The following is a 17,946-nucleotide window of genomic DNA, read 5'->3' as shown; positions in this document are numbered from 1 at the left end:
CATTTCCTCTGACTTTCAGGAGTTTCCGGTGTCCGTCGTCTTCGTCGCCGCCTCCAAACTGCCCACTCCCTTCGGCGAATTCACCATGCATGGTTTCCTCGACGAGGAGACCGGCAAGGAACACGTCGCCCTGACCATGGGCAAGATCGACGACGGTGAGCCGGTGCTCGGCCGCCTGCACTCCGAATGCCTGACCGGCGATGCCCTGTTCAGCCTGCGTTGCGACTGCGGCTTCCAGCTCGAAGGCGCGCTTGCCGCCATCGCCCGCGAAGGCCGCGGCGTGTTGCTCTACCTGCGCCAGGAAGGCCGCGGCATCGGTCTGCTCAACAAGATTCGCGCCTATGCCTTGCAGGACGAGGGCGCCGATACCGTCGAGGCCAACCTGCGGCTCGGCTTCGGCGCCGACCAGCGCGACTACGCCATGTGCCTGCCGATGCTGCAGCACCTGGGCGTCCGCTCGCTCAAGCTGATGACCAACAACCCGCGCAAGGTCAAGGCGCTGGAAGGCTATGGCCTGACCGTCGCCGAGCGCGTGCCCCTGCAGAAAGGCCTGAACCCGCACAACAAACGTTACCTGGCGACCAAGGCCGGCAAGCTCGGCCACATGCTCGGCGAGCTGCATCAGGGCGAGGCCGAGATCGAGGCCTCGTGAGCCGCGCGGCCATTCGTGGCCGCCTGGCGCTGGGCTGGTGGCTGCACCTGCTGCTGGCGTTGGGCCCGCTGGCGCTGCTGATGACCTGGGCCGCTCATCGTGAAGCGCTGCCGCAGTTGGCCACTCCGCTGTTCGTTGCCGGGCTGGTCTCGATGTTCGTCACCCTGCCGCTGTTCCGCCGCTACAAGCATGCCCTGATCGCCACCGGCAAGGCCCTCGATAGTCCCGACGAGGGCGGTGCCTGGCTGGTGCTGGCGCGCACCCGGCGTCTCGCCGCCATCGGCGCCAGCCTGCCGGCCTGGATCGGCGCGCTGGCGGTGTTCACCGACCTCAGTGGCGTCGCCTTGATCCTGCTGGGCCTCACCAGCCTGATCATCCTCTGCCTCTACCGCATTCCGCGCCAGCTCGGCTGATGCGCGCACTGCTCTGCCTGCTGCTCTGCCTCAGCCTGCCGCTGGCGGCGGCGCCGCGGGTGGTCAGCCTGGCTCCGTCGATGACCGACAGCGTGCTCGAACTGGGCGCCGGCGAGTTGCTGGTCGGCGTGCTGGACGGCGCCGAACGGCCGCCGCAACTGGCCGCGCTGCCGTCGCTCGGGCGCTATGGGCAACTGGACATGGAGCGCCTGCTGAGCCTGCGCCCGGACTTGGTGCTGGTCTGGCCGGGCAGCATTCCCGACGCGCAGCTGGCGCGCCTGAGGGACTTCGGCATCGCGCTGTACATCGCCGAGCCGCGACGGCTGGACGATATCGCCACGCAACTGGCGGCCCTTGGCGAACGCCTCGGCCGTGCCGAGCGGGGCAGGGCGCTGGCGGCCGAGTTCCGCAGTCGCCTCGCGGCGTTGCGTCGGACCTACGCACGACAGCGCCCGCTGCGGTTGTTCTACCAGGTATGGGATCACCCGCTGTACACCCTGGGCGGGCCCCAGGTGGTCAGCGATGCCCTGCAGGTGTGCGGGGCGCGCAACCTGTTCGCCGACCTCGATCTGGCGGCGCCGCAGGTGAGCATGGAAACGGTGCTGGCGCGCGATCCGGAAGTGATACTCGCCGCGGATGCCGGCCAACTGGCCGACTGGCGGGCCATGACGCAGCTCAGCGCGACCCGCCTCGGCCAGCTCTGGGTGCTGCCCGACCGCAACCTGGAGCGGCCCAGCTACGCCATGCTGGCGGCCACCGAAAAACTCTGCCGACTGCTGGCGAACGCCAGGCCGGGCGAACCCTAGCCTGGCGCTCCTGCGCAAACCCTGCTCAGAACCCTTCCAGGACGATCTTGCCCTTGGCCTTGCCGCTTTCCAGCAGGGCGTGGGCGCGGCGCAGGTTGCTCGCGTCGATGCGTCCGAAGTGCTCGCCGAGGGTGGTCCTCAGCACGCCCTGGTCGATCAGTTGGGCGACACGGTCGAGCAGGCGGTGCTGCTCGATCATGTCCTCGGTCTGGAACATCGAGCGGGTGTACATGAACTCCCAGTGCAGCGACAGGCTCTTCTGCTTGAGCAGGCTGACATTCAAGCTGTCCGGGTCGTCGATCAGTGCCAGGCGGCCCTGCGGGCGCAGCGCGGCGACGATCTGTTCCAGGTGCGCGTCGGTGTGGGTCAGGCTGGCCACGTGACTGACCTGGGCGATGCCGATGCGTTGCAGTTCCTCGCTCAGCGGCTTGCTGTGGTCGATCACCTGATGGGCGCCGAGGTCGCGCACCCACTGCTGGGTATCCGCCCGTGACGCCGTGCCGATCACCGTCAGGCCGGTGAGCTGCCGCGCCAATTGGCAGAGGATCGAGCCGACGCCACCGGCGGCGCCGACGATCAGCAGGCTCTGTCCGGCGCTGGCCGCGCCTTCGGCGATCTGTAGGCGCTCGAAGAGCAGTTCCCAGGCGGTGATGCTGGTCAGCGGCAGGGCGGCGGCCTGGGCGAAGTCGAGGCTGGCCGGCATGTGCCCGACGATGCGCTCGTCGACCACCTGCAATTCGGCGTTGCTGCCCGCGCGGGTCAGGTCGCCGGCGTAGAACACTCGGTCGCCGGGGCGGAACAGGCTGACCTCGCTGCCCACCGCGCGGACCACGCCGGCAGCGTCCCAGCCGAGCACCTTGTAGGCGCCGGCGGGCGGCTCGGCGCGCTGGCGCACCTTGGTGTCCACCGGGTTGACTGAAATGGCGCGGACCTCCACCAGCAGGTCGCGCGGGCCGGGCGTGGGCTCGGGCAGGACGATGTCGAGCAGCGAATCGATGGCGTCGATCGGGCGGCTGTGGCTGTAACCGATGGCTTTCATGCGGCGCACCTCAATCGACGCGGTTCATCAGGCGGATATCCAGTTCGGCCAGTTCCGCCTCGGCGGCTTTGACGAATGCCTGGAAGTGCGGGCTGGCCTCGTGTTCGGCAAAGGCGGCGTCGTCACGCCATTGCTCGATCATGTACAGCAGGTCGGCGTCCTTGCGGTCGCGGTGCAGGTCGTATTGCAGGCAGCCGGCTTCCGCGCGGGAGGGCGCGAGCATGCCGCGCAGCAGGGCTTCCATGGCGTCGGCGCGGCCGGGCTTGGCGCGGAGAATGGCGATCAGGGTCAGGGTGCTGCTCATGGGGTCGATTCCTTGGCGTGAGAGACGATGGGCGCATGCTGCTCTCTTTCCCGGAGAAGAAAAACCGGGTACGAAGAAAGTCTCTTTCAAAGGAAATTTGAAAATGCTCCGCCTCGATGACCTGCAGATCTTCGTTCGCACCGCCGAGCGCGGCAGCCTGTCCGCCGCCGCCCGCGAGCTGGATGTGTCGGCGGCGGTGGCCAGCGCCGCGCTCAAGCGCCTGGAGGCGGCCCTGGAGGCGCGCTTGTTCGCCCGCTCCACGCGCAGCCTGCGGCTGACCGCCGAGGGCGAGTTGTTCCTCGGGCATGCGCGGGCCTCGTTGCAGAGCCTCGACGACGGTCGCCAACTGCTGGCCGGCGGCCGCCGCGAGGTCGCCGGGCCGCTGCAGGTTTCCGCGCCCTCGGATTTCGGTCGCAACGTGCTCTTGCCCTGGCTCGACGAGTTCCAGGCGCTGCACCCGCGGCTCCACCTGCGCCTGCTGATCAGCGACCGCCAGGCCGATCTCTACCGGCAGCCGGTGGATGTGGCCATCCGCCTCGGTCAGCCGAACGATTCCAGCCTGGTGGCGCTGCCGCTGGCGGCGGACAACCGCCGCGTGCTCTGCGGTGCGCCGGACTACTTCGCCCGCCATGGCCGTCCGCGCCAGCCCGAGGACCTGCGGCGGCACAATTGCCTGCTCTACCTGCTCGCCGGGCGCGCGCACCAGCGCTGGAGCTTCAGCGATGGCCGGCGCGAGCAGGTGATCGACGTCAGTGGCGACCGCATTTGCGATGACGCCGACGTGGTTCGGCGCTGGGCCGTGGCCGGGCGCGGGCTGGTCTACAAGTCCTGGCTGGACGTGGCCGCCGATGTGCGGGCCGGGCGCCTGGAGGTGGCGCTGCCCGACTACCTCGGCGAAGCCGCGCCGATGAATCTGTTCTGCACCCACCGCGCGCAGCTGAGTCCGGCGGTCACCCTGCTGCGCGAGTTCGTCCAGCAGCGCTGCGCCGAATTGATCCGCGCGCGCCCCTGGGCCTGAGGATCAGTGCGGCTGGTAGCGCTGCACGGCCTGCGCCAGATCCCAGCCGGAGAAGAGCGCGAAGACCAGCAGCAGCGCCGGCAACAGGCACCACCAGAGGCGCGGCGGCAGAGCCGGCAGCGGTTGCCGGCGCTGGCTGAGCCAGAGCCCGCTGGCGCACACCGTCGCCGCCAGCAGCGCGCCGGCGATCACGTCGCTGGGCCAGTGCGCGCCGAGGTAGAGGCGCGAGCCGGCGATGGCGGCGGCCGGCAGCATGGCCAGCAGCAGCCAGGTCAGGCGCACCCGTGGCGTTGCCTCGCGGCTGGCCAGGACAGCGAGGACCAGAAAGCAGGCGAAGGACGCGGAACTGTGCCCGCTGGGCATGCTGAAGGCGTTCAGCGGGTCGGCGATCACTTCGGGGCGGGCGCGGCTGAACAGGTGCTTGAGGGTGGCGTTGAGCAGGCCGGTGCCGAGCAGGCAGGCGCCGGCGAAGAGCGCATGGCGCCCTCTGCGCAGGGCCAGCAGCAGGCCGCAGAGCACCAGGCCGACGATCAATTGGGTGCGGAAGTCGCCGAGACGGGTCAGCGCCACCATCAGCGGGTCCATCAGCGGGCTGCGCGCGGCCTGGATCAGCGCCATCAGGCCATGGTCGAGGGCATTCAGATAAGGCCAGCCAACCAGCAAGGCCAGCAGCAGAAGCAGGCTCAGGCCGGCGGCGATCAGGCTGGTGTCGCGGCGTTGCTTGAGGCAGGCATGGATCAGCGGGCCGCCGAGCAGGAGCAGGCCGCCGGCGATGACCCCGGCTTGCGCCCAGAACCCCGCCGGCAGCGGCAGGCGCAAGGCCGCGCCGGTGGCCCAGCCGGGCAGCAGGTAGGCGACCGACCAGCCACCGGCGGCCAGCACGGACACCGCCAGGAAGCGACCGAAGGGCATGTCGAGCATGCCGGCGACCAGCGGCAGGAAGGGCCGCAGGGCGCCGATGAAGCGGCCGAGCAGCAGTCCGGCGACCCCGTAGCGGGAAACGAAGCCTTCGGCGCCGGCCAGCCATTCGGGGTGATGGCGCAATAGCGGCAGGCGCCGGATGTCGCGGTGGAAGCGTCGCCCCAGCCAGTACGACAAGGTGTCGCCGAGCAGCCCGCCGAGGAAGGCCAGCAACAGTGTCTGGCCCAAGCCGAGAGCGCCGCCGCCGGCCAGCACGGCAATGGCGAAGAGCATCACCACGCCGGGCAGGACCAGGCCGATCACCGCGGCGCATTCGAAGAAGGCCACCAGGAACAGAATCAGTCCGAGCCATTGCGGGTGGCTGGCGATCCAGGCGTTGAAGGCATCGAGGCTCATTGCAGGTGTGGGTCCTGGTGGTCGAGGAGATGATAGTCACGGCCTTCGACCTGCCCCCGGCGCAACGGGTTGCGGGTACAGAAGGCAGCGAAGGCGGCATCGACGAAGCGGTAGGGCAGGTGCTCGTCGCGGCCGCGCGGAATACCCAAGCGAGTGGTCTGGATGACCTGCGCCGGCGCCTCGTCGAGATCATCGACGAACAGCCGCTGCGGGTCGAAGCGCTGCGCGTCCCAGTCCGGCACCTTCAGGCCTAGCGCCTTGCAGAGCAGGGTCTGCCCGGCACACAGCTTGCCCAGCGCGCGCGCGCCGCCATCGGCGGCGGGATTGAGACGGCGCATCAGCGCCAGGGAGGCGTCGCCGGAGACGCGATCCAGCCAGGGGTGGCCGGACTTGATCAGCACCGCGTTGCCGGCGCCTCGGGCGCTGAAGTTCAGCGAGTCGCCGCCGCGCGCGTAATACATATAGATGTGCCCGCCATCGAGGAACAGCGCCTTGCGCTTCTCGGTGTAGCCGAGCGAGGCATGGCTGCCCTTTTCGGCCAGGTAATAGGCCTCGGTCTCGATGATCCGCGCCGACAGCCAGAGATCGCCGATGCGGTGACGGATCACCTTGCCGAGCAGGTCGCGCGCCAGGCACAGGGCGTCACGGTCGAAGAAGCGGTCCGGCAATGGCTGGGCTTCGGGCCAGGGCAAACTTAGGATGGGATCGGAAGGCATGGGATTGTCGTGCGTACCGGGGCGCTCATAGGCTGGCCGATGATAACAACAAGCGAGCGAACCATGGCTGAGCCCGTCCGTGCCGACAGCGCCCACATCACCCCCAGTGCGCACTACACCGGCTATGTCTGGTGCCGCCACCAGCTCGCCGAACCGGCCTTCGCCACCCGTCTGGGCCGCTGGATTCATGCCTGCGTGGCGCCGATCGCCTGGGGCGCGCGGCTGGGCTTCGGGCTGAATATCGAAGACTTTCTGTTACAACGTCACCTGCTGATCGACGCGCGCCTGCGCCAGGCCATCGAGCGGCGCGGGGCGACCCAGGTGGTGGAAATCGCCTGCGGCCTGTCGCCGCGTGGCCGGCGTTTCCGCCAGCGTTATCCACAGCTCGATTACCTGGAGGCGGACCTGCCGCCGATGGCGCAGCGCAAGGCCGCCCTGCTCGATGGCCAGGGCTGGCTGGATCGACAGCACCGGGTCGCCAGCGTGGATATCCTCGCCGGCGAGGGACCGCACAGCCTGGATTCGCTGTTTGCCGGGCTCGATCCGCAACGGCCGCTGGTGGTGATCACCGAGGGCCTGGTGAATTACTTCCAGCGCCCGCTCATCGAGCAGTTCTGGCGGCGCCTGGCCGAGGCCCTGCGGGCCTTCCCGGCGGCCACCTATCTCACCGAACTCTACCCCGACCTGCGCGAACACCCGCGTTACCGGCAGATCCGCTGGGGCGTCGGCCTGATCGGCCGGCTGACCCGTGGCGGCTACCCGCTGCACTACCGTAGCGAGGCGGAGATCGCCGAGGCGTTTCGGGCCTGCGGGTTCGCCGCGGTCGAGGTGCTCGATCCGCAGGTGCATGGCGCCGAGTTGTGCCTGCCGCGCGGGCGCCTGCCGAGCCTGGTGCGGGTGGTCGAGGCGCGCCGCTAGCACGGACGAAGGTTCACACCGGCAGCTTATCGGCCGTGCCGGCGTTTCCGTGGCTCAGGCCGCGTCCACCCGTTGCGCTGGCAGGCCATGGGTCGTGAGGCTGGCGCTGGCCTGCGGGTCACCGTGGGGGAAGAGAAAGGCGAAGCCATCCGCCGTGCGCCGCAGCGGCAGTATGTCCAGCTCCGCCAGGCCGCTGGCGGCCAGGCGCCAGCCGCGCAGGGGCAGGTTGTCCGGCAGTTCGGCGCGGAGCAGGCCGCCGAAGTAGGCGACCTCGGCCAGTTCGCCGCGCCACTCGCCGCCCTCGGCGTGGCGCAACAGGGCCTGGCGTTGCGCCGGCGCCAGGCGCACCTCGACGCGCCGCTCCAGGTGCAGCAACTGCTGGCGCTGCACGCGCGTGCTGCCGGCGGCGGCATGCGGCAGCGCCTGGCCGTCGAGAAAGGGCGTGTAGAGGCGCGCGCAGGCGCCACGCCGTTCAAACTGGGCCAGGTGGTCGGCGTCGTGGATCAGGGCGAACTGGGCGTCGGCGCAGGCGTAGGCGAACTCGGCATGCTCCCAGGGCTGGGTGAAATGATCGTATTCGCCGGCCAGTACCAGGGTCGGGCAGGGCGGGTGGTGACGGAAGCCGCCGAAGGCCAGCAGGCGGCGGCTGTTCTGCCGGTAGCGCTCGATCTCCGCCGGGGTGAGGCGTTGCAACTGGCGCAGCAGGGCCTTGCGGAACAGCGGGGAAACACCGGTATCGGCCAGGCGCAGTGGGTTGATCAGGCCGCTGAGCACGCCATTGGCGAAGGGTTCCCGCTCACCGAGGTCGAGACGCGCCAAGGCCTCTTCCAGTAGGGCGCGCGCACCGGGACGGCCAAACGCGGTGATGCCGGCCAGCAGCAGGCGTGCGCAGCGCCGCGGGTGGCGCGCGGCGAACAGCGCGGCCAGGGCCGAGCCGTAGGACAGGCCGATGGGCATCAGGGGCGGCAGGCGCAGCTCCTCGGCGAAGGCGGCGATCAGGTCGGCGAGGTCTTCCAGGCTGAGTTCCGGCGCCAGCTGCAGGTTGCCACCCTGGCTGGGTAGGTCGAGGAGGATCACCGGGTGCCTGGCGAGCAGTTCGGAGACTTCGCTGGCGAAGGAGCGGAAACTCTGGAACGCCCCGCCGAGCAGCAGCACCGGCGGCCGTGGGTCGTCCGCGCGGGAGGAAAAGGCCTGGTAGTGCAGGTGCCAGCCGTCCAGTTCCAGTGCCGCCGGGGCGGCGGCCAGGGCCTGGGCGCTGTAGTCGGTGCGGTAGCGCATGGCGAGTCTCCGGCGGTGGGCCGCCTCTTGTTGTTCTTCCCTGGCGCGCCGGAGGGCGAATGGCTGGCGTTCTGCCGTCGGGTGGCATCAAGGTAGACAGCCGGCGGTGCTTTGTTTACCCAACCTTCGGGCGGGCGCGGGACGCCGCCTGACACGGGTGTCACCGTGCCGGGGTGCGTGCGCCTGGCGTTACCGGCGCGGCCGGCGGGGCGCGGCCTCTACCGATTGGCCGCTGTGGCTGGGCGGGCGGGGGCCGGGTCGCTATAATCGCGCATTTCCCTCACGCAGACGCGTAAGACCATGACCGAGTCCGTCCTCGACTATATGAGCCGCCTGGGCCGCGCCGCCCGCGAAGCGTCGCGCGTTCTCGCCCGCGCTTCCACCGCGCAGAAGAACGCTGCGCTGCTGGCTGCCGCCGATGCCCTGGACGCTGCCCGCGAGCAGCTCACCCAAGCCAACGAACAGGACCTGGCCGCTGGCCGCGCCAATGGCCTGGAGCCAGCCATGCTGGACCGCCTGGCGCTGACCCCGGCGCGCATCGACGACATGATCGAGGGCCTGCGCCAGGTCGCCACGCTGCCGGACCCGATCGGCGAGATCCGCGACATGCGTTTCGTCCCCTCGGGCATCCAGATCGGCAAGATGCGCGTTCCCCTGGGCGTGGTCGGGATCATCTACGAATCGCGGCCGAACGTGACCATCGACGCCGCCAGCCTGTGCCTGAAGTCCGGCAACGCGACCATCCTGCGTGGCGGTTCCGAGGCCATCCATTCCAACCAGGCGATCGCCAAGTGCATCCAGCACGGCCTGGCCCAGGCCGGTCTGCCGGCGGCCGCCGTGCAGGTGGTGGAAACCACCGACCGCGCCGCGGTGGGCGCGCTGATCAGCATGCCGGAGTTCGTCGACGTGATCGTCCCGCGCGGTGGCAAGGGCCTGATCGAGCGCATCAGCCGCGACGCCAAGGTGCCGGTGATCAAGCACCTGGACGGCATCTGCCATGTGTTCATCGACGAGTCGGCCGACCTCGACAAGGCCATCCGCATCGCCGACAACGCCAAGACTCAGCGTTACGCCCCGTGCAACACCATGGAAACCCTGCTGGTGCACCAGGCCATCGCCGCCCGCGTGTTGCCGCCGCTGGCCGCGATCTACCGCGACAAGGGCGTCGAGCTGCGTGGCGACGCCGCGACCCGCGCGCTGCTGGGCAGCGACGTGCTGGAAGCGACCGAGCAGGACTGGCGCACCGAGTACAACGCGCCGATCCTGTCGATCCGCATCGTCGACGACCTGGATAGCGCCATCGAGCACATCAACACCTACGGCTCGCAACACACCGACGCCATCGTCACCGAGAACTTCAGCAACGCCCGGCGCTTCCTCGCCGAAGTCGATTCGGCCTCGGTGATGGTCAATGCCTCGACGCGCTTCGCCGACGGCTTCGAGTACGGCCTCGGCGCGGAGATCGGCATTTCCACCGACAAGCTGCACGCCCGCGGCCCGGTCGGCCTGGAAGGCCTGACCAGCGAGAAATACGTGGTGTTCGGCGACGGACACGTGCGCACCTGATGGGCAAGGCGCGTCCGCGGCGGATCGGCGTATTCGGCGGCACTTTCGACCCGGTGCATATCGGCCACCTGCGCAGCGCGCTGGAAATGGTCGAGCAGCTCGGTTTCGACGAGTTGCGCCTGCTGCCGGCCGCGCGTCCGCCGCACCGCGAGACGCCGCGGGTTTCCGCCCAGCAGCGTCTGGCCATGGTCGAGCTGGCGGTGGCCGGCGTCGACCCGCTGCGGGTGGATGACCGCGAACTCAAGCGTGACAAACCGTCCTACACCATCGACACCCTGGAGTCGCTGCGCGCGGAGCTGGGGCGTGAGGTCCAGCTGTTCCTGTTGATGGGCTGGGATGCCTTCTGCGGCCTGCCGACCTGGCATCGCTGGGAAGAACTGCTGCGGCATTGCCATATCGTGGTGCTGCAGCGTCCGGACGCCGACAGCGAGGCGCCGGAAGCCCTGCGTGACCTGCTGGCGGCGCGCAGCGTGGCCGACCCCGCCGCCTTGAGCGGCCCGTCCGGGCAGGTCACTTTCGTCTGGCAGACGCCCCTGGCGGTGTCGGCCACACAGATCCGCGCCCTTCTGGGGCAAGGGCGTTCGGCGCGTTTTCTGGTGCCGGACGCGGTTTTGAACTACATCGAGGCGCACGGACTGTACCGCGCGCCAATCGCTACTTAGAGAGTCACTCATGCAAACCGAACAACTGGTCGAGCTGGCCGTCGCCGCTCTGGAAGATCTCAAGGCCCAGGACATCCTGGTCCTCGACGTGCGCGATAAAACCAGCATCACCGACACCATGATCATCGCTTCCGGCACCTCCGGTCGCCAGGTCAAGTCGCTGGCCGACAACGTCCTGGAGAAGGTCAAGGAGCAGGGCGTCAAGCCGATCGGCAGCGAAGGGCAGGAAGGCGGCGAGTGGGTGCTGATCGACCTGGGCAACGTCGTGGTCCATGTCATGCAGCCGGCCACCCGTCAGTTCTACGACCTCGAGCGCCTGTGGCGCGGCGCCGAACAGAGTCGCGCACAGCACAGCGGCGAGTGAGGCGACGGTGCGTCTGCGTCTGATCGCGGTCGGCTCGCGCATGCCGCGCTGGGTCGAGGAGGGCTGGCAGGAGTACGTCAAGCGCCTGCCCGCCGAGCTGTCCCTGGAGCTGGTGGAGATCCCGCTGAATACCCGCGGCAAGAACGCCGACGTGGCGCGTCTGATCCGTCAGGAAGGCGAAGCGATGCTGGCCAAGGTGCAGCCCGGTGAACGGGTGGTGACCCTGGAGGTCGAAGGCAAGCCCTGGAGCACGCCGCAACTGGCCGCCGAACTGGACCGCTGGCGCCTCGACGCGCGCACTGTCAACCTCATGGTCGGCGGCCCCGAGGGCCTGGCCCCGGAGGTCTGCGCGCGCAGCGAGCAGCGCTGGTCGCTGTCGCCGCTGACCCTGCCGCATCCGCTGGTGCGTATCCTGATCGGCGAACAGATCTATCGGGCCTGGACGGTGTTGTCCGGGCACCCTTATCACAAGTAGTCGCAGTAGTTTTCCATGCCGCAGCCGATCCAACTGAAGGACCACGAGAGGGACGCGCGCCTGGTGCGCAGCCGGGTCATCGTCGGCGCGGTGGCGGTATTCCTCCTGGCCATGGTGCTGGTGGCGCGCATGTACCACCTGCAGGTCACGCAGTACGAGTACCACTCGACGCTGTCGGAGAACAACCGCGTCCACGTCCAGCCGATTCCGCCGAACCGCGGGCTGATCTACGACCGCAACGGCGTGATCATCGCCGACAACCGCCCCAGCTTCAGCCTGACCATCACCCGCGAGCGCACCGAGAACCTGCACCAGGAACTGCAGGCTCTGGTGGAGATACTCGGCCTCACCGAGGAAGACCGGACCATCTTCGAGAAGCGCATGAAGCAGGGCCGGCGGCCGTTCGAGCCGGTGCCGATCATGTTCGAGCTGAACGAGGAGCAGATCGCCCGCATCGCGGTGAACCAGTACCGTCTGCCGGGCATCGACGTCACCGCGCAGTTCGTCCGCCATTACCCGCTGGCCGAGCACTTCGCCCATTCGGTGGGCTATGTCGGGCGGATCAACGAGCCGGAGCTGAAGGTGCTCGATCCGGTCAACTATTCCGGCACCCACCACATCGGCAAGACCGGCGTGGAGAAGTTCTACGAGGCCGACCTGCACGGCACCGTGGGCTACGAAGAGGTCGAGACCAACGCCCGTGGCCGCGTGCTGCGCGTGCTCAAGCGCACCGATCCGATTCCCGGCAAGGACATTGTGCTGAGCATCGACAGCAAGCTGCAGGCCAAGGCCGAGGAGGCCCTGGGCGGCCGCCGCGGCGCCATCGTGGCGATCCAGCCGTCCACCGGCGACGTGCTGGCGATGGTCAGCCAGCCGAGCTACGACCCCAACCTGTTCGTCACCGGGATCACCTTCAAGGACTATTCGGCGCTGCGCGACTCCGTCGACCGCCCGCTGTACAACCGCGTGCTGCGCGGTCTCTATCCGCCAGGCTCGACGGTGAAGCCGGCGGTGGCCCTCGCCGGTCTCGATGCCGGCGTGGTGACGCCGAGTTCGCGGGTCTTCGACCCGGGCTACTACCAGTTGCCCAACTACGATCACAAGTACCGTAACTGGAACCATTCCGGCGAAGGCTGGGTGAACCTGGAGACCGCGATCATGCGCTCCAACGACACCTACTTCTACGACCTTGCCCACAAGCTCGGCATCGATCGTCTGCACGACTTCATGAGCCGTTTCGGCTTCGGCCAGCGCGTCGCCCTGGACATGTACGGCGAAGCGCCGGGCCTGATGCCCTCGCGCGAGTGGAAGCGCGCCTTGCGCCGCCAGGCCTGGTTCCCCGGCGAGACGCTGATCCTCGGTATCGGCCAGGGCTACATGCAGTCCACGCCGCTGCAACTGGCGCAGATGACCGCGCTGATCGCCAACCGTGGCAAGTGGATTCGCCCGCACCTGGCCAAGACCATCGACGGCAAGCCGCCGGTCGATCCAGAGCCGATGCCCGATATCGACCTGCGTGACCCGGGCAACTGGAGCCTGATCGACTCCGACATGCAGCAAGTGGTCCACGCGGCGCGCGGAACCGCGCACAAGATCGGCGACACCTCGGTCTACCGCATCGCCGGCAAGTCCGGTACGGCGCAGGTGGTGGCGATCCGCCAGAACGAGCGCTACGACCGCTCCAAGGTGCAGGAGCGCAACCGCGACCACGCCTTGTTCGTCGGTTTCGCCCCGGCCGATAACCCGCAGATCGCCGTGGCGGTCATGGTCGAGAACGGCGAGTCCGGCTCCGGCGTCGCCGCGCCCGTGCTCAAGCAGGTGATGGATGCCTGGTTGCTGGGCGAGAACGGCAAACTCAAGCCCGAATACGCGCCGCAGGTGGCCGAGGTACCGAAGCCATGAGCATGAACATGAGCAGCAATTTCGATCGCACCCTGTCCAACGAGGATGTGATGAAGCGCCGGGCGAGCCTGCTGCAGCGCCTGCACATCGATGGCCTGCTGCTGTTGCTGCTGCTGATCCTCGGCGCCGCCGGGCTGTTCGTCCTCTATTCGGCCAGTGGCAAGAGCTGGGATCTGCTGCTCAAGCAGGCTTCGTCCTTCGGCCTGGGCCTGGTGATGATGTTCGTCATCGCCCAGATCGAGCCGCGTTTCCTGGCGCGCTGGGTGCCGCTCGGCTATCTGGTCGGCGTGCTGCTGCTGGTGGCGGTGGACGTGATGGGCCACAACGCCATGGGCGCCACGCGCTGGATCAACATTCCCGGGGTGATCCGCTTCCAGCCCGCCGAGTTCATGAAGCTGTTCATGCCGATGACCATCGCCTGGTACCTGGCCAAGCGCAACCTGCCGCCGAACTTCAAGCACATCGTGGTGAGCCTGGCGCTGATCGGCGTGCCCTTCGTGCTCATCTTCAAGCAGCCCGACCTGGGCACCGCCATGCTGGTCCTGGCCTCGGGCGCCTTCGTGCTCTTCGTCGGTGGTCTGCAGTGGCGCTGGATCATCGGCGCGGTGGCCGCCGCGGTGCCGGTGGCCGTGGGCATGTGGTTCTTCGTCATGCACGACTACCAGAAGCAGCGCGTGTGGACCTTCCTAGACCCGGAAAGCGACCCGCTGGGCACCGGCTGGAACATCATCCAGTCCAAAGCGGCCATCGGCTCCGGCGGCGTGTTCGGCAAGGGCTGGCTGCTGGGTACCCAGTCGCACCTGGATTTTTTGCCGGAAAGCCATACGGACTTTATTATTGCCGTGCTCGGTGAAGAGTTCGGCCTGGTCGGGGTGTGCCTGCTGCTGACCCTTTATCTGCTGGTGATCTACCGTGGACTGGTGATCACCGCCCAGGCGCAGACGCTGTATGGCAAGTTGCTGGCCGGCAGCATCACCATGACCTTCTTCGTGTATGTGTTCGTCAACATTGGTATGGTCAGCGGATTGTTGCCTGTCGTGGGGGTGCCGCTGCCCTTCATCAGCTATGGTGGAACTTCGCTGGTGACCCTGATGTCAGGGTTCGGGGTTTTGATGTCGATTCATACTCACCGGAAATGGATCGCCCAGGTTTGAAAAACAGCGTTGAGACAAGAGTGAAGAAAGGAATGCAGATACTGCGCACATGGGCAGCCAGGGGTGTCCATTGGGTCGGTCTCGCGGGGGCGATCGGCATGTCCAATGCCGCCCACGCGGGCGACTACGATGGTTCCCCGCAGGTCGCGGAGTTCGTCAGCGAGATGACCCGCGACTACGGTTTTGCCGGCGAGCAGTTGATCTCGCTGTTCCACGATGTCGAACGCAAGCAGTCGATCCTCGACGCCATCTCGCGCCCGGCCGAGCGGGTCAAGACCTGGAAGGAATACCGCCCGATCTTCCTCACCGACGCGCGCATCAAGCGCGGCGTGGACTTCTGGAACCAGAACGCCGAGGCCCTGGCCCGCGCCGAGAAGGAATACGGCGTGCCGGCCCAGTACATCGTGGCGATCATCGGCGTCGAGACCTTCTTCGGTCGCAACACCGGCAATTACCGGGTGATGGACGCGCTGGCCACGCTGGGCTTCGACTATCCGCCGCGCGCCGACTTCTTCCGCAAGGAACTCAAGCAGTTCCTCCTGCTGGCCCGTGAGCAGCAGGTCGACCCGCTCAGCCTGACCGGTTCCTACGCCGGCGCCATGGGCCTGCCGCAGTTCATGCCGAGCAGCTTCCGCGCCTACGCCGTGGATTTCGACGGCGACGGCCACATCAACATATGGAGCGACCCGACCGATGCCATCGGCAGCGTCGCCAGCTACTTCAAGCAGCACGGCTGGCAGGCCGGCGAGCCGGTGGCGTCCCAGGCCGACCTCGGCGTGGACAGCGCGCAGAGCGCGGTGACCCAGGGGCTGGAGCCGCAGATGAACCTCGGCCAGCTGCGTGCCCTCGGCTGGCGCACCCACGATGTGCTGCGCGACGACCAGATGGTCACCGCCATCCGCTTCGACGGCGAGAATGGCCCGGAATACTGGGTCGGCCTGCCGAACTTCTATGTGATCACCCGTTACAACCGTAGCGCCATGTATGCCATGGCGGTCAACCAGTTGGCCGGCGAGATCGTCCGGGCGCGAGGTGTCCATTGAACCAGCGACTGAGCAATCCGGGCCTCTGGTCCGCGGTAATCTGCTTCGGCCTGAGCGCCGCATTGCTCGCCAGTTGCACCAGCAGCCGGGCGCCGCAACCGGGCGCCGGCGGCTTCTCCGGACCGATCGACTACAGCCGCCCGCACCGCGATGGCGCGCCCTGGTGGGACGTCGACGTGTCGCGCATCCCCGATGCGGTGCCGATGCCGCACAACGGACCGCTGAAGAACAACCCCTACACGGTGCTGGGCAAGACCTACTACCCGTTGAACGATGCGCGAACCTACGCCGTGGTCGGCACCGCTTCCTGGTATGGCACCAAGTTCCACGGCCAGGCCACCGCCAACGGCGAGATGTACGACCTCTATGGCATGACTGCGGCGCACAAGACCCTGCCGCTGCCGAGTTTTGTGCGCGTGACCAACCTGGACAACGGCAAGAGCGTGATCGTGCGGGTCAACGACCGTGGCCCCTTCTACTCCGACCGGGTCATCGATCTGTCCTTCGCCGCCGCCAAGAAGCTCGGCTACGCCGAAGTCGGCACCGCGCGGGTCAAGGTCGAGGGCATCGACCCGGTGCGCTGGTGGGCCCAGCAAGGCCGTCCGGTGCCCATGGTCCTGGCGCAGCCGAAGATGGCGCCGATCCAGCCGGCGCCGGCCGCACAGCCGCAGGCCATGGCCATGGCGCAGTCGATCGAAACCTATACCCCGCCGGCGGCGCAGCACGCAGCGCCCGTGGCGCCGGTGCAGCTCGACTCAAAAAAAAACGCTTCATTACCAGCCGATGGCCTGTATCTCCAGGTGGGTGCCTTCGCCAACCCGGACGCTGCCGAACTTCTCCGGGAGAAGATCAGCGGCCTGACCGGGGCACAGGTGTTTATCAGCTCGGTCGTAGTCAACCGGCAGACCCTGCACCGGGTGCGCCTGGGACCGATAGGAACGCAGGATGAAGCCAGCCGGATGCAGGACAGCATTCGCGTGGCCAACCTCGGCCAACCCAAGCTGGTGCGCCCGGACTGACGGAGGGGCGCCGCGGCCAGCAGCGACACAGCGGATGTCGCATCAGGAATTCCCCTCAAGGGATTGTTTGACCATTAGTGAAACCCAGAGAAACGGATGAATATCACCACCATCGCCAAACGCCTGTCTTTGCTCGTGCTGCTCAGCGCCCCCGTGGCCAGCTGGGCTGCTGAATCCGCTGCCCCTGCCGCCCCGCAGCTGGCGGCCAAGGCCTGGGTGCTGATGGACGGCGCCAGCGGTCAGATCCTGGTCGAGAACAACGCTGACGAGCGCCTGCCGCCGGCCAGCCTGACCAAGCTGATGACCGCCTACATCGCCACCAAGGAAATCGAGGGTGGCCGCATCAACGAAAACGACCAGGTCACCGTCAGCGAGCACGCCTGGCGCACCGGCGGCTCGCGGATGTTCATCAAGCTCGGCTCGCAGGTGTCGGTCAGCGACCTGCTGCACGGCATCATCATTCAGTCCGGCAACGACGCCAGCGTGGCTCTGGCCGAGCACATCGCCGGCAGCGAAGACGCCTTCGCCGACATGATGAACACCACCGCGCAGAAGCTGGGCATGAGCAACTCCCACTTCATGGACGCCACCGGCCTGCCGAACCCGGAACACTACTCCTCGGCCCACGACATGGCGCTGCTCGCCCGCGCGATCATCTACGGCGAGCCGACCCACTACGCCATCTATGCGCAGAAAGAGTTCCTCTGGAACAACATCAAGCAGCCCAACCGCAACCTGCTGCTGTGGCGTGACAAGACCGTCGACGGCCTGAAGACCGGCCACACCGACGAGGCCGGCTATTGCCTGGTGGCCTCCGCCGTGCGCGACGGCCAGCGCATGATCGCCGTGGTGTTCGGCACCAACAGCGAGCAGGCCCGTGCCGCCGAGACCCAGAAGCTGCTGACCTACGGCTTCCGCTTCTTCGAATCGCAGACCTTCTACAAGAAGGGTGCCGAGCTGACCAAGACCATCGTCTGGAAAGGCTCGCAGAGCGAGGTCAAGGCCGGCCTGTCCGAAGACCTGACCATGACCGTGCCGCGTGGCCAGCTCAAGCAACTGCAGGCCAACATGGTCGTCCAGCCGCAACTGATGGCGCCCATCCAGCAGGGCCAGGTGATCGGCAAGGTCGAAGTGAAAATGGGCGACAAAGTCGTCCGTACCGCGGATCTGGTAGCCCTCAACGCGGTGGAAGAGGGTGGCATCTTCCGTCGCATGTGGGATAGCATCCGTCTATTCTTCTACGGTCTGTTCCACTGACCGCCGTGCGCGCCCCCAACCCCGGGGCGCGCCTTGCTTGCAG

At 67.8% G+C, this 17,946-nt stretch carries 19 protein-coding genes; 14 read left to right on the top strand and 5 right to left on the bottom strand.

Annotated features, from left to right (window positions below):
• The first annotated feature begins 28 nt into the window (after window positions 1–28).
• The 3 genes from ribA to BLQ74_RS07140 are packed head-to-tail and all read left to right on the top strand — an operon-like array spanning window position 29 to window position 1,871.
• Entirely contained in the window at window positions 29–652 is a 624-nt protein-coding gene (ribA, locus tag BLQ74_RS07150; RefSeq protein ID WP_090261848.1) for a GTP cyclohydrolase II, read from the top strand.
• Window positions 649–1,065 carry an MFS transporter gene (locus BLQ74_RS07145; RefSeq protein WP_090261847.1) on the top strand — a complete coding sequence of 139 codons (417 nt, stop codon included), beginning with the start codon at window positions 649–651 and terminating at the stop codon, window positions 1,063–1,065. The genes ribA and BLQ74_RS07145 overlap by 4 nt, the downstream gene beginning before the upstream one ends.
• Window positions 1,065–1,871 carry a cobalamin-binding protein gene (locus BLQ74_RS07140; RefSeq protein ID WP_090261846.1) on the top strand — a complete coding sequence of 269 codons (807 nt, stop codon included), beginning with the start codon at window positions 1,065–1,067 and terminating at the stop codon, window positions 1,869–1,871. Before BLQ74_RS07145 ends, BLQ74_RS07140 begins: the two co-directional genes overlap by 1 nt.
• Before the next feature lie 25 nt (window positions 1,872–1,896).
• On the opposite strand, the gene BLQ74_RS07135 is transcribed toward BLQ74_RS07140, so the two are convergent.
• Both BLQ74_RS07135 and BLQ74_RS07130 read right to left on the bottom strand, forming a co-directional pair.
• On the bottom strand, window positions 1,897–2,910 hold the full coding sequence (locus tag BLQ74_RS07135; protein ID WP_090261845.1) for a zinc-binding alcohol dehydrogenase family protein: 1,014 nt from the start codon (window positions 2,908–2,910) through the stop codon (window positions 1,897–1,899).
• Between the two features lie 10 nt (window positions 2,911–2,920).
• A complete protein-coding gene (locus BLQ74_RS07130; protein WP_090261844.1) occupies window positions 2,921–3,214 on the bottom strand; it encodes a putative quinol monooxygenase in 294 nt (97 codons plus the stop codon).
• A gap of 103 nt (window positions 3,215–3,317) precedes the next feature.
• Here BLQ74_RS07130 and BLQ74_RS07125 point away from each other — a divergent pair, with 103 nt between their 5' ends.
• Window positions 3,318–4,232 carry a LysR family transcriptional regulator gene (locus tag BLQ74_RS07125; RefSeq protein WP_090261843.1) on the top strand — a complete coding sequence of 305 codons (915 nt, stop codon included), beginning with the start codon at window positions 3,318–3,320 and terminating at the stop codon, window positions 4,230–4,232.
• A 3-nt stretch (window positions 4,233–4,235) separates the two neighbouring features.
• Here the strand turns inward: BLQ74_RS07125 and BLQ74_RS07120 are convergent, their stop codons facing one another.
• Both BLQ74_RS07120 and BLQ74_RS07115 read right to left on the bottom strand, forming a co-directional pair.
• The gene (locus BLQ74_RS07120; protein WP_090261842.1) at window positions 4,236–5,549 is read right to left on the bottom strand and encodes a bifunctional DedA family/phosphatase PAP2 family protein; all 1,314 of its coding nucleotides are present in this window, start codon (window positions 5,547–5,549) and stop codon (window positions 4,236–4,238) included.
• Window positions 5,546–6,265, bottom strand: coding sequence for a DNA-3-methyladenine glycosylase (locus BLQ74_RS07115; protein ID WP_090261841.1), 720 nt, complete (start codon window positions 6,263–6,265; stop codon window positions 5,546–5,548). The genes BLQ74_RS07120 and BLQ74_RS07115 overlap by 4 nt, the downstream gene beginning before the upstream one ends.
• A gap of 63 nt (window positions 6,266–6,328) precedes the next feature.
• On the opposite strand from BLQ74_RS07115, the gene BLQ74_RS07110 reads away from it, so the two are divergent.
• A complete protein-coding gene (locus BLQ74_RS07110) occupies window positions 6,329–7,183 on the top strand; it encodes a class I SAM-dependent methyltransferase (protein WP_090261840.1) in 855 nt (284 codons plus the stop codon).
• Between the two features lie 54 nt (window positions 7,184–7,237).
• On the opposite strand, the gene BLQ74_RS07105 is transcribed toward BLQ74_RS07110, so the two are convergent.
• Window positions 7,238–8,461 (bottom strand): alpha/beta fold hydrolase, encoded by a 1,224-nt coding sequence (locus BLQ74_RS07105; protein WP_090261839.1) that lies wholly within the window; start codon window positions 8,459–8,461, stop codon window positions 7,238–7,240.
• 300 nt (window positions 8,462–8,761) lie between these two features.
• On the opposite strand from BLQ74_RS07105, the gene BLQ74_RS07100 reads away from it, so the two are divergent.
• The 9 genes from BLQ74_RS07100 (at window position 8,762) to BLQ74_RS07060 (ending at window position 17,903) form a co-directional block, all read left to right on the top strand.
• Window positions 8,762–10,027 (top strand): glutamate-5-semialdehyde dehydrogenase, encoded by a 1,266-nt coding sequence (locus tag BLQ74_RS07100; protein ID WP_090261838.1) that lies wholly within the window; start codon window positions 8,762–8,764, stop codon window positions 10,025–10,027.
• Entirely contained in the window at window positions 10,027–10,689 is a 663-nt protein-coding gene (nadD, locus tag BLQ74_RS07095) for a nicotinate-nucleotide adenylyltransferase (protein ID WP_090261837.1), read from the top strand. Before BLQ74_RS07100 ends, nadD begins: the two co-directional genes overlap by 1 nt.
• A 10-nt stretch (window positions 10,690–10,699) precedes the next feature.
• Window positions 10,700–11,053: a ribosome silencing factor gene (gene rsfS / locus BLQ74_RS07090; RefSeq protein ID WP_090261836.1), complete on the top strand. Its 354-nt coding sequence runs from the start codon at window positions 10,700–10,702 to the stop codon at window positions 11,051–11,053.
• Window positions 11,054–11,060: 7 nt separating this feature from the next.
• Window positions 11,061–11,528, top strand: a complete 468-nt coding sequence (rlmH, locus tag BLQ74_RS07085) for a 23S rRNA (pseudouridine(1915)-N(3))-methyltransferase RlmH (RefSeq protein WP_090261835.1) — start codon at window positions 11,061–11,063, stop codon at window positions 11,526–11,528.
• Window positions 11,529–11,543: 15 nt separating this feature from the next.
• The gene (gene mrdA / locus BLQ74_RS07080) at window positions 11,544–13,430 is read left to right on the top strand and encodes a penicillin-binding protein 2 (RefSeq protein WP_090261834.1); all 1,887 of its coding nucleotides are present in this window, start codon (window positions 11,544–11,546) and stop codon (window positions 13,428–13,430) included.
• A 50-nt stretch (window positions 13,431–13,480) separates the two neighbouring features.
• Window positions 13,481–14,584 carry a rod shape-determining protein RodA gene (gene rodA, locus BLQ74_RS07075; RefSeq protein WP_090261998.1) on the top strand — a complete coding sequence of 368 codons (1,104 nt, stop codon included), beginning with the start codon at window positions 13,481–13,483 and terminating at the stop codon, window positions 14,582–14,584.
• 20 nt (window positions 14,585–14,604) lie between these two features.
• Complete coding sequence (mltB, locus tag BLQ74_RS07070; protein WP_090261833.1) at window positions 14,605–15,627, top strand: lytic murein transglycosylase B; 1,023 nt, start codon at window positions 14,605–14,607, stop codon at window positions 15,625–15,627.
• Window positions 15,624–16,646 (top strand): septal ring lytic transglycosylase RlpA family protein, encoded by a 1,023-nt coding sequence (locus tag BLQ74_RS07065; RefSeq protein ID WP_090261832.1) that lies wholly within the window; start codon window positions 15,624–15,626, stop codon window positions 16,644–16,646. Before mltB ends, BLQ74_RS07065 begins: the two co-directional genes overlap by 4 nt.
• A 96-nt stretch (window positions 16,647–16,742) precedes the next feature.
• The gene (locus BLQ74_RS07060; RefSeq protein WP_090261831.1) at window positions 16,743–17,903 is read left to right on the top strand and encodes a D-alanyl-D-alanine carboxypeptidase family protein; all 1,161 of its coding nucleotides are present in this window, start codon (window positions 16,743–16,745) and stop codon (window positions 17,901–17,903) included.
• The last annotated feature ends 43 nt before the right edge of the window (window positions 17,904–17,946 follow it).

Origin of the sequence: Pseudomonas panipatensis (assembly GCF_900099785.1) — a bacterium.
In the GTDB taxonomy this organism is placed as follows: domain Bacteria; phylum Pseudomonadota; class Gammaproteobacteria; order Pseudomonadales; family Pseudomonadaceae; genus Pseudomonas; species Pseudomonas panipatensis.
The sequence above is the reverse complement of the archived record's forward strand: the minus strand, read 5'-3'. Positions and strand labels throughout refer to the sequence as shown.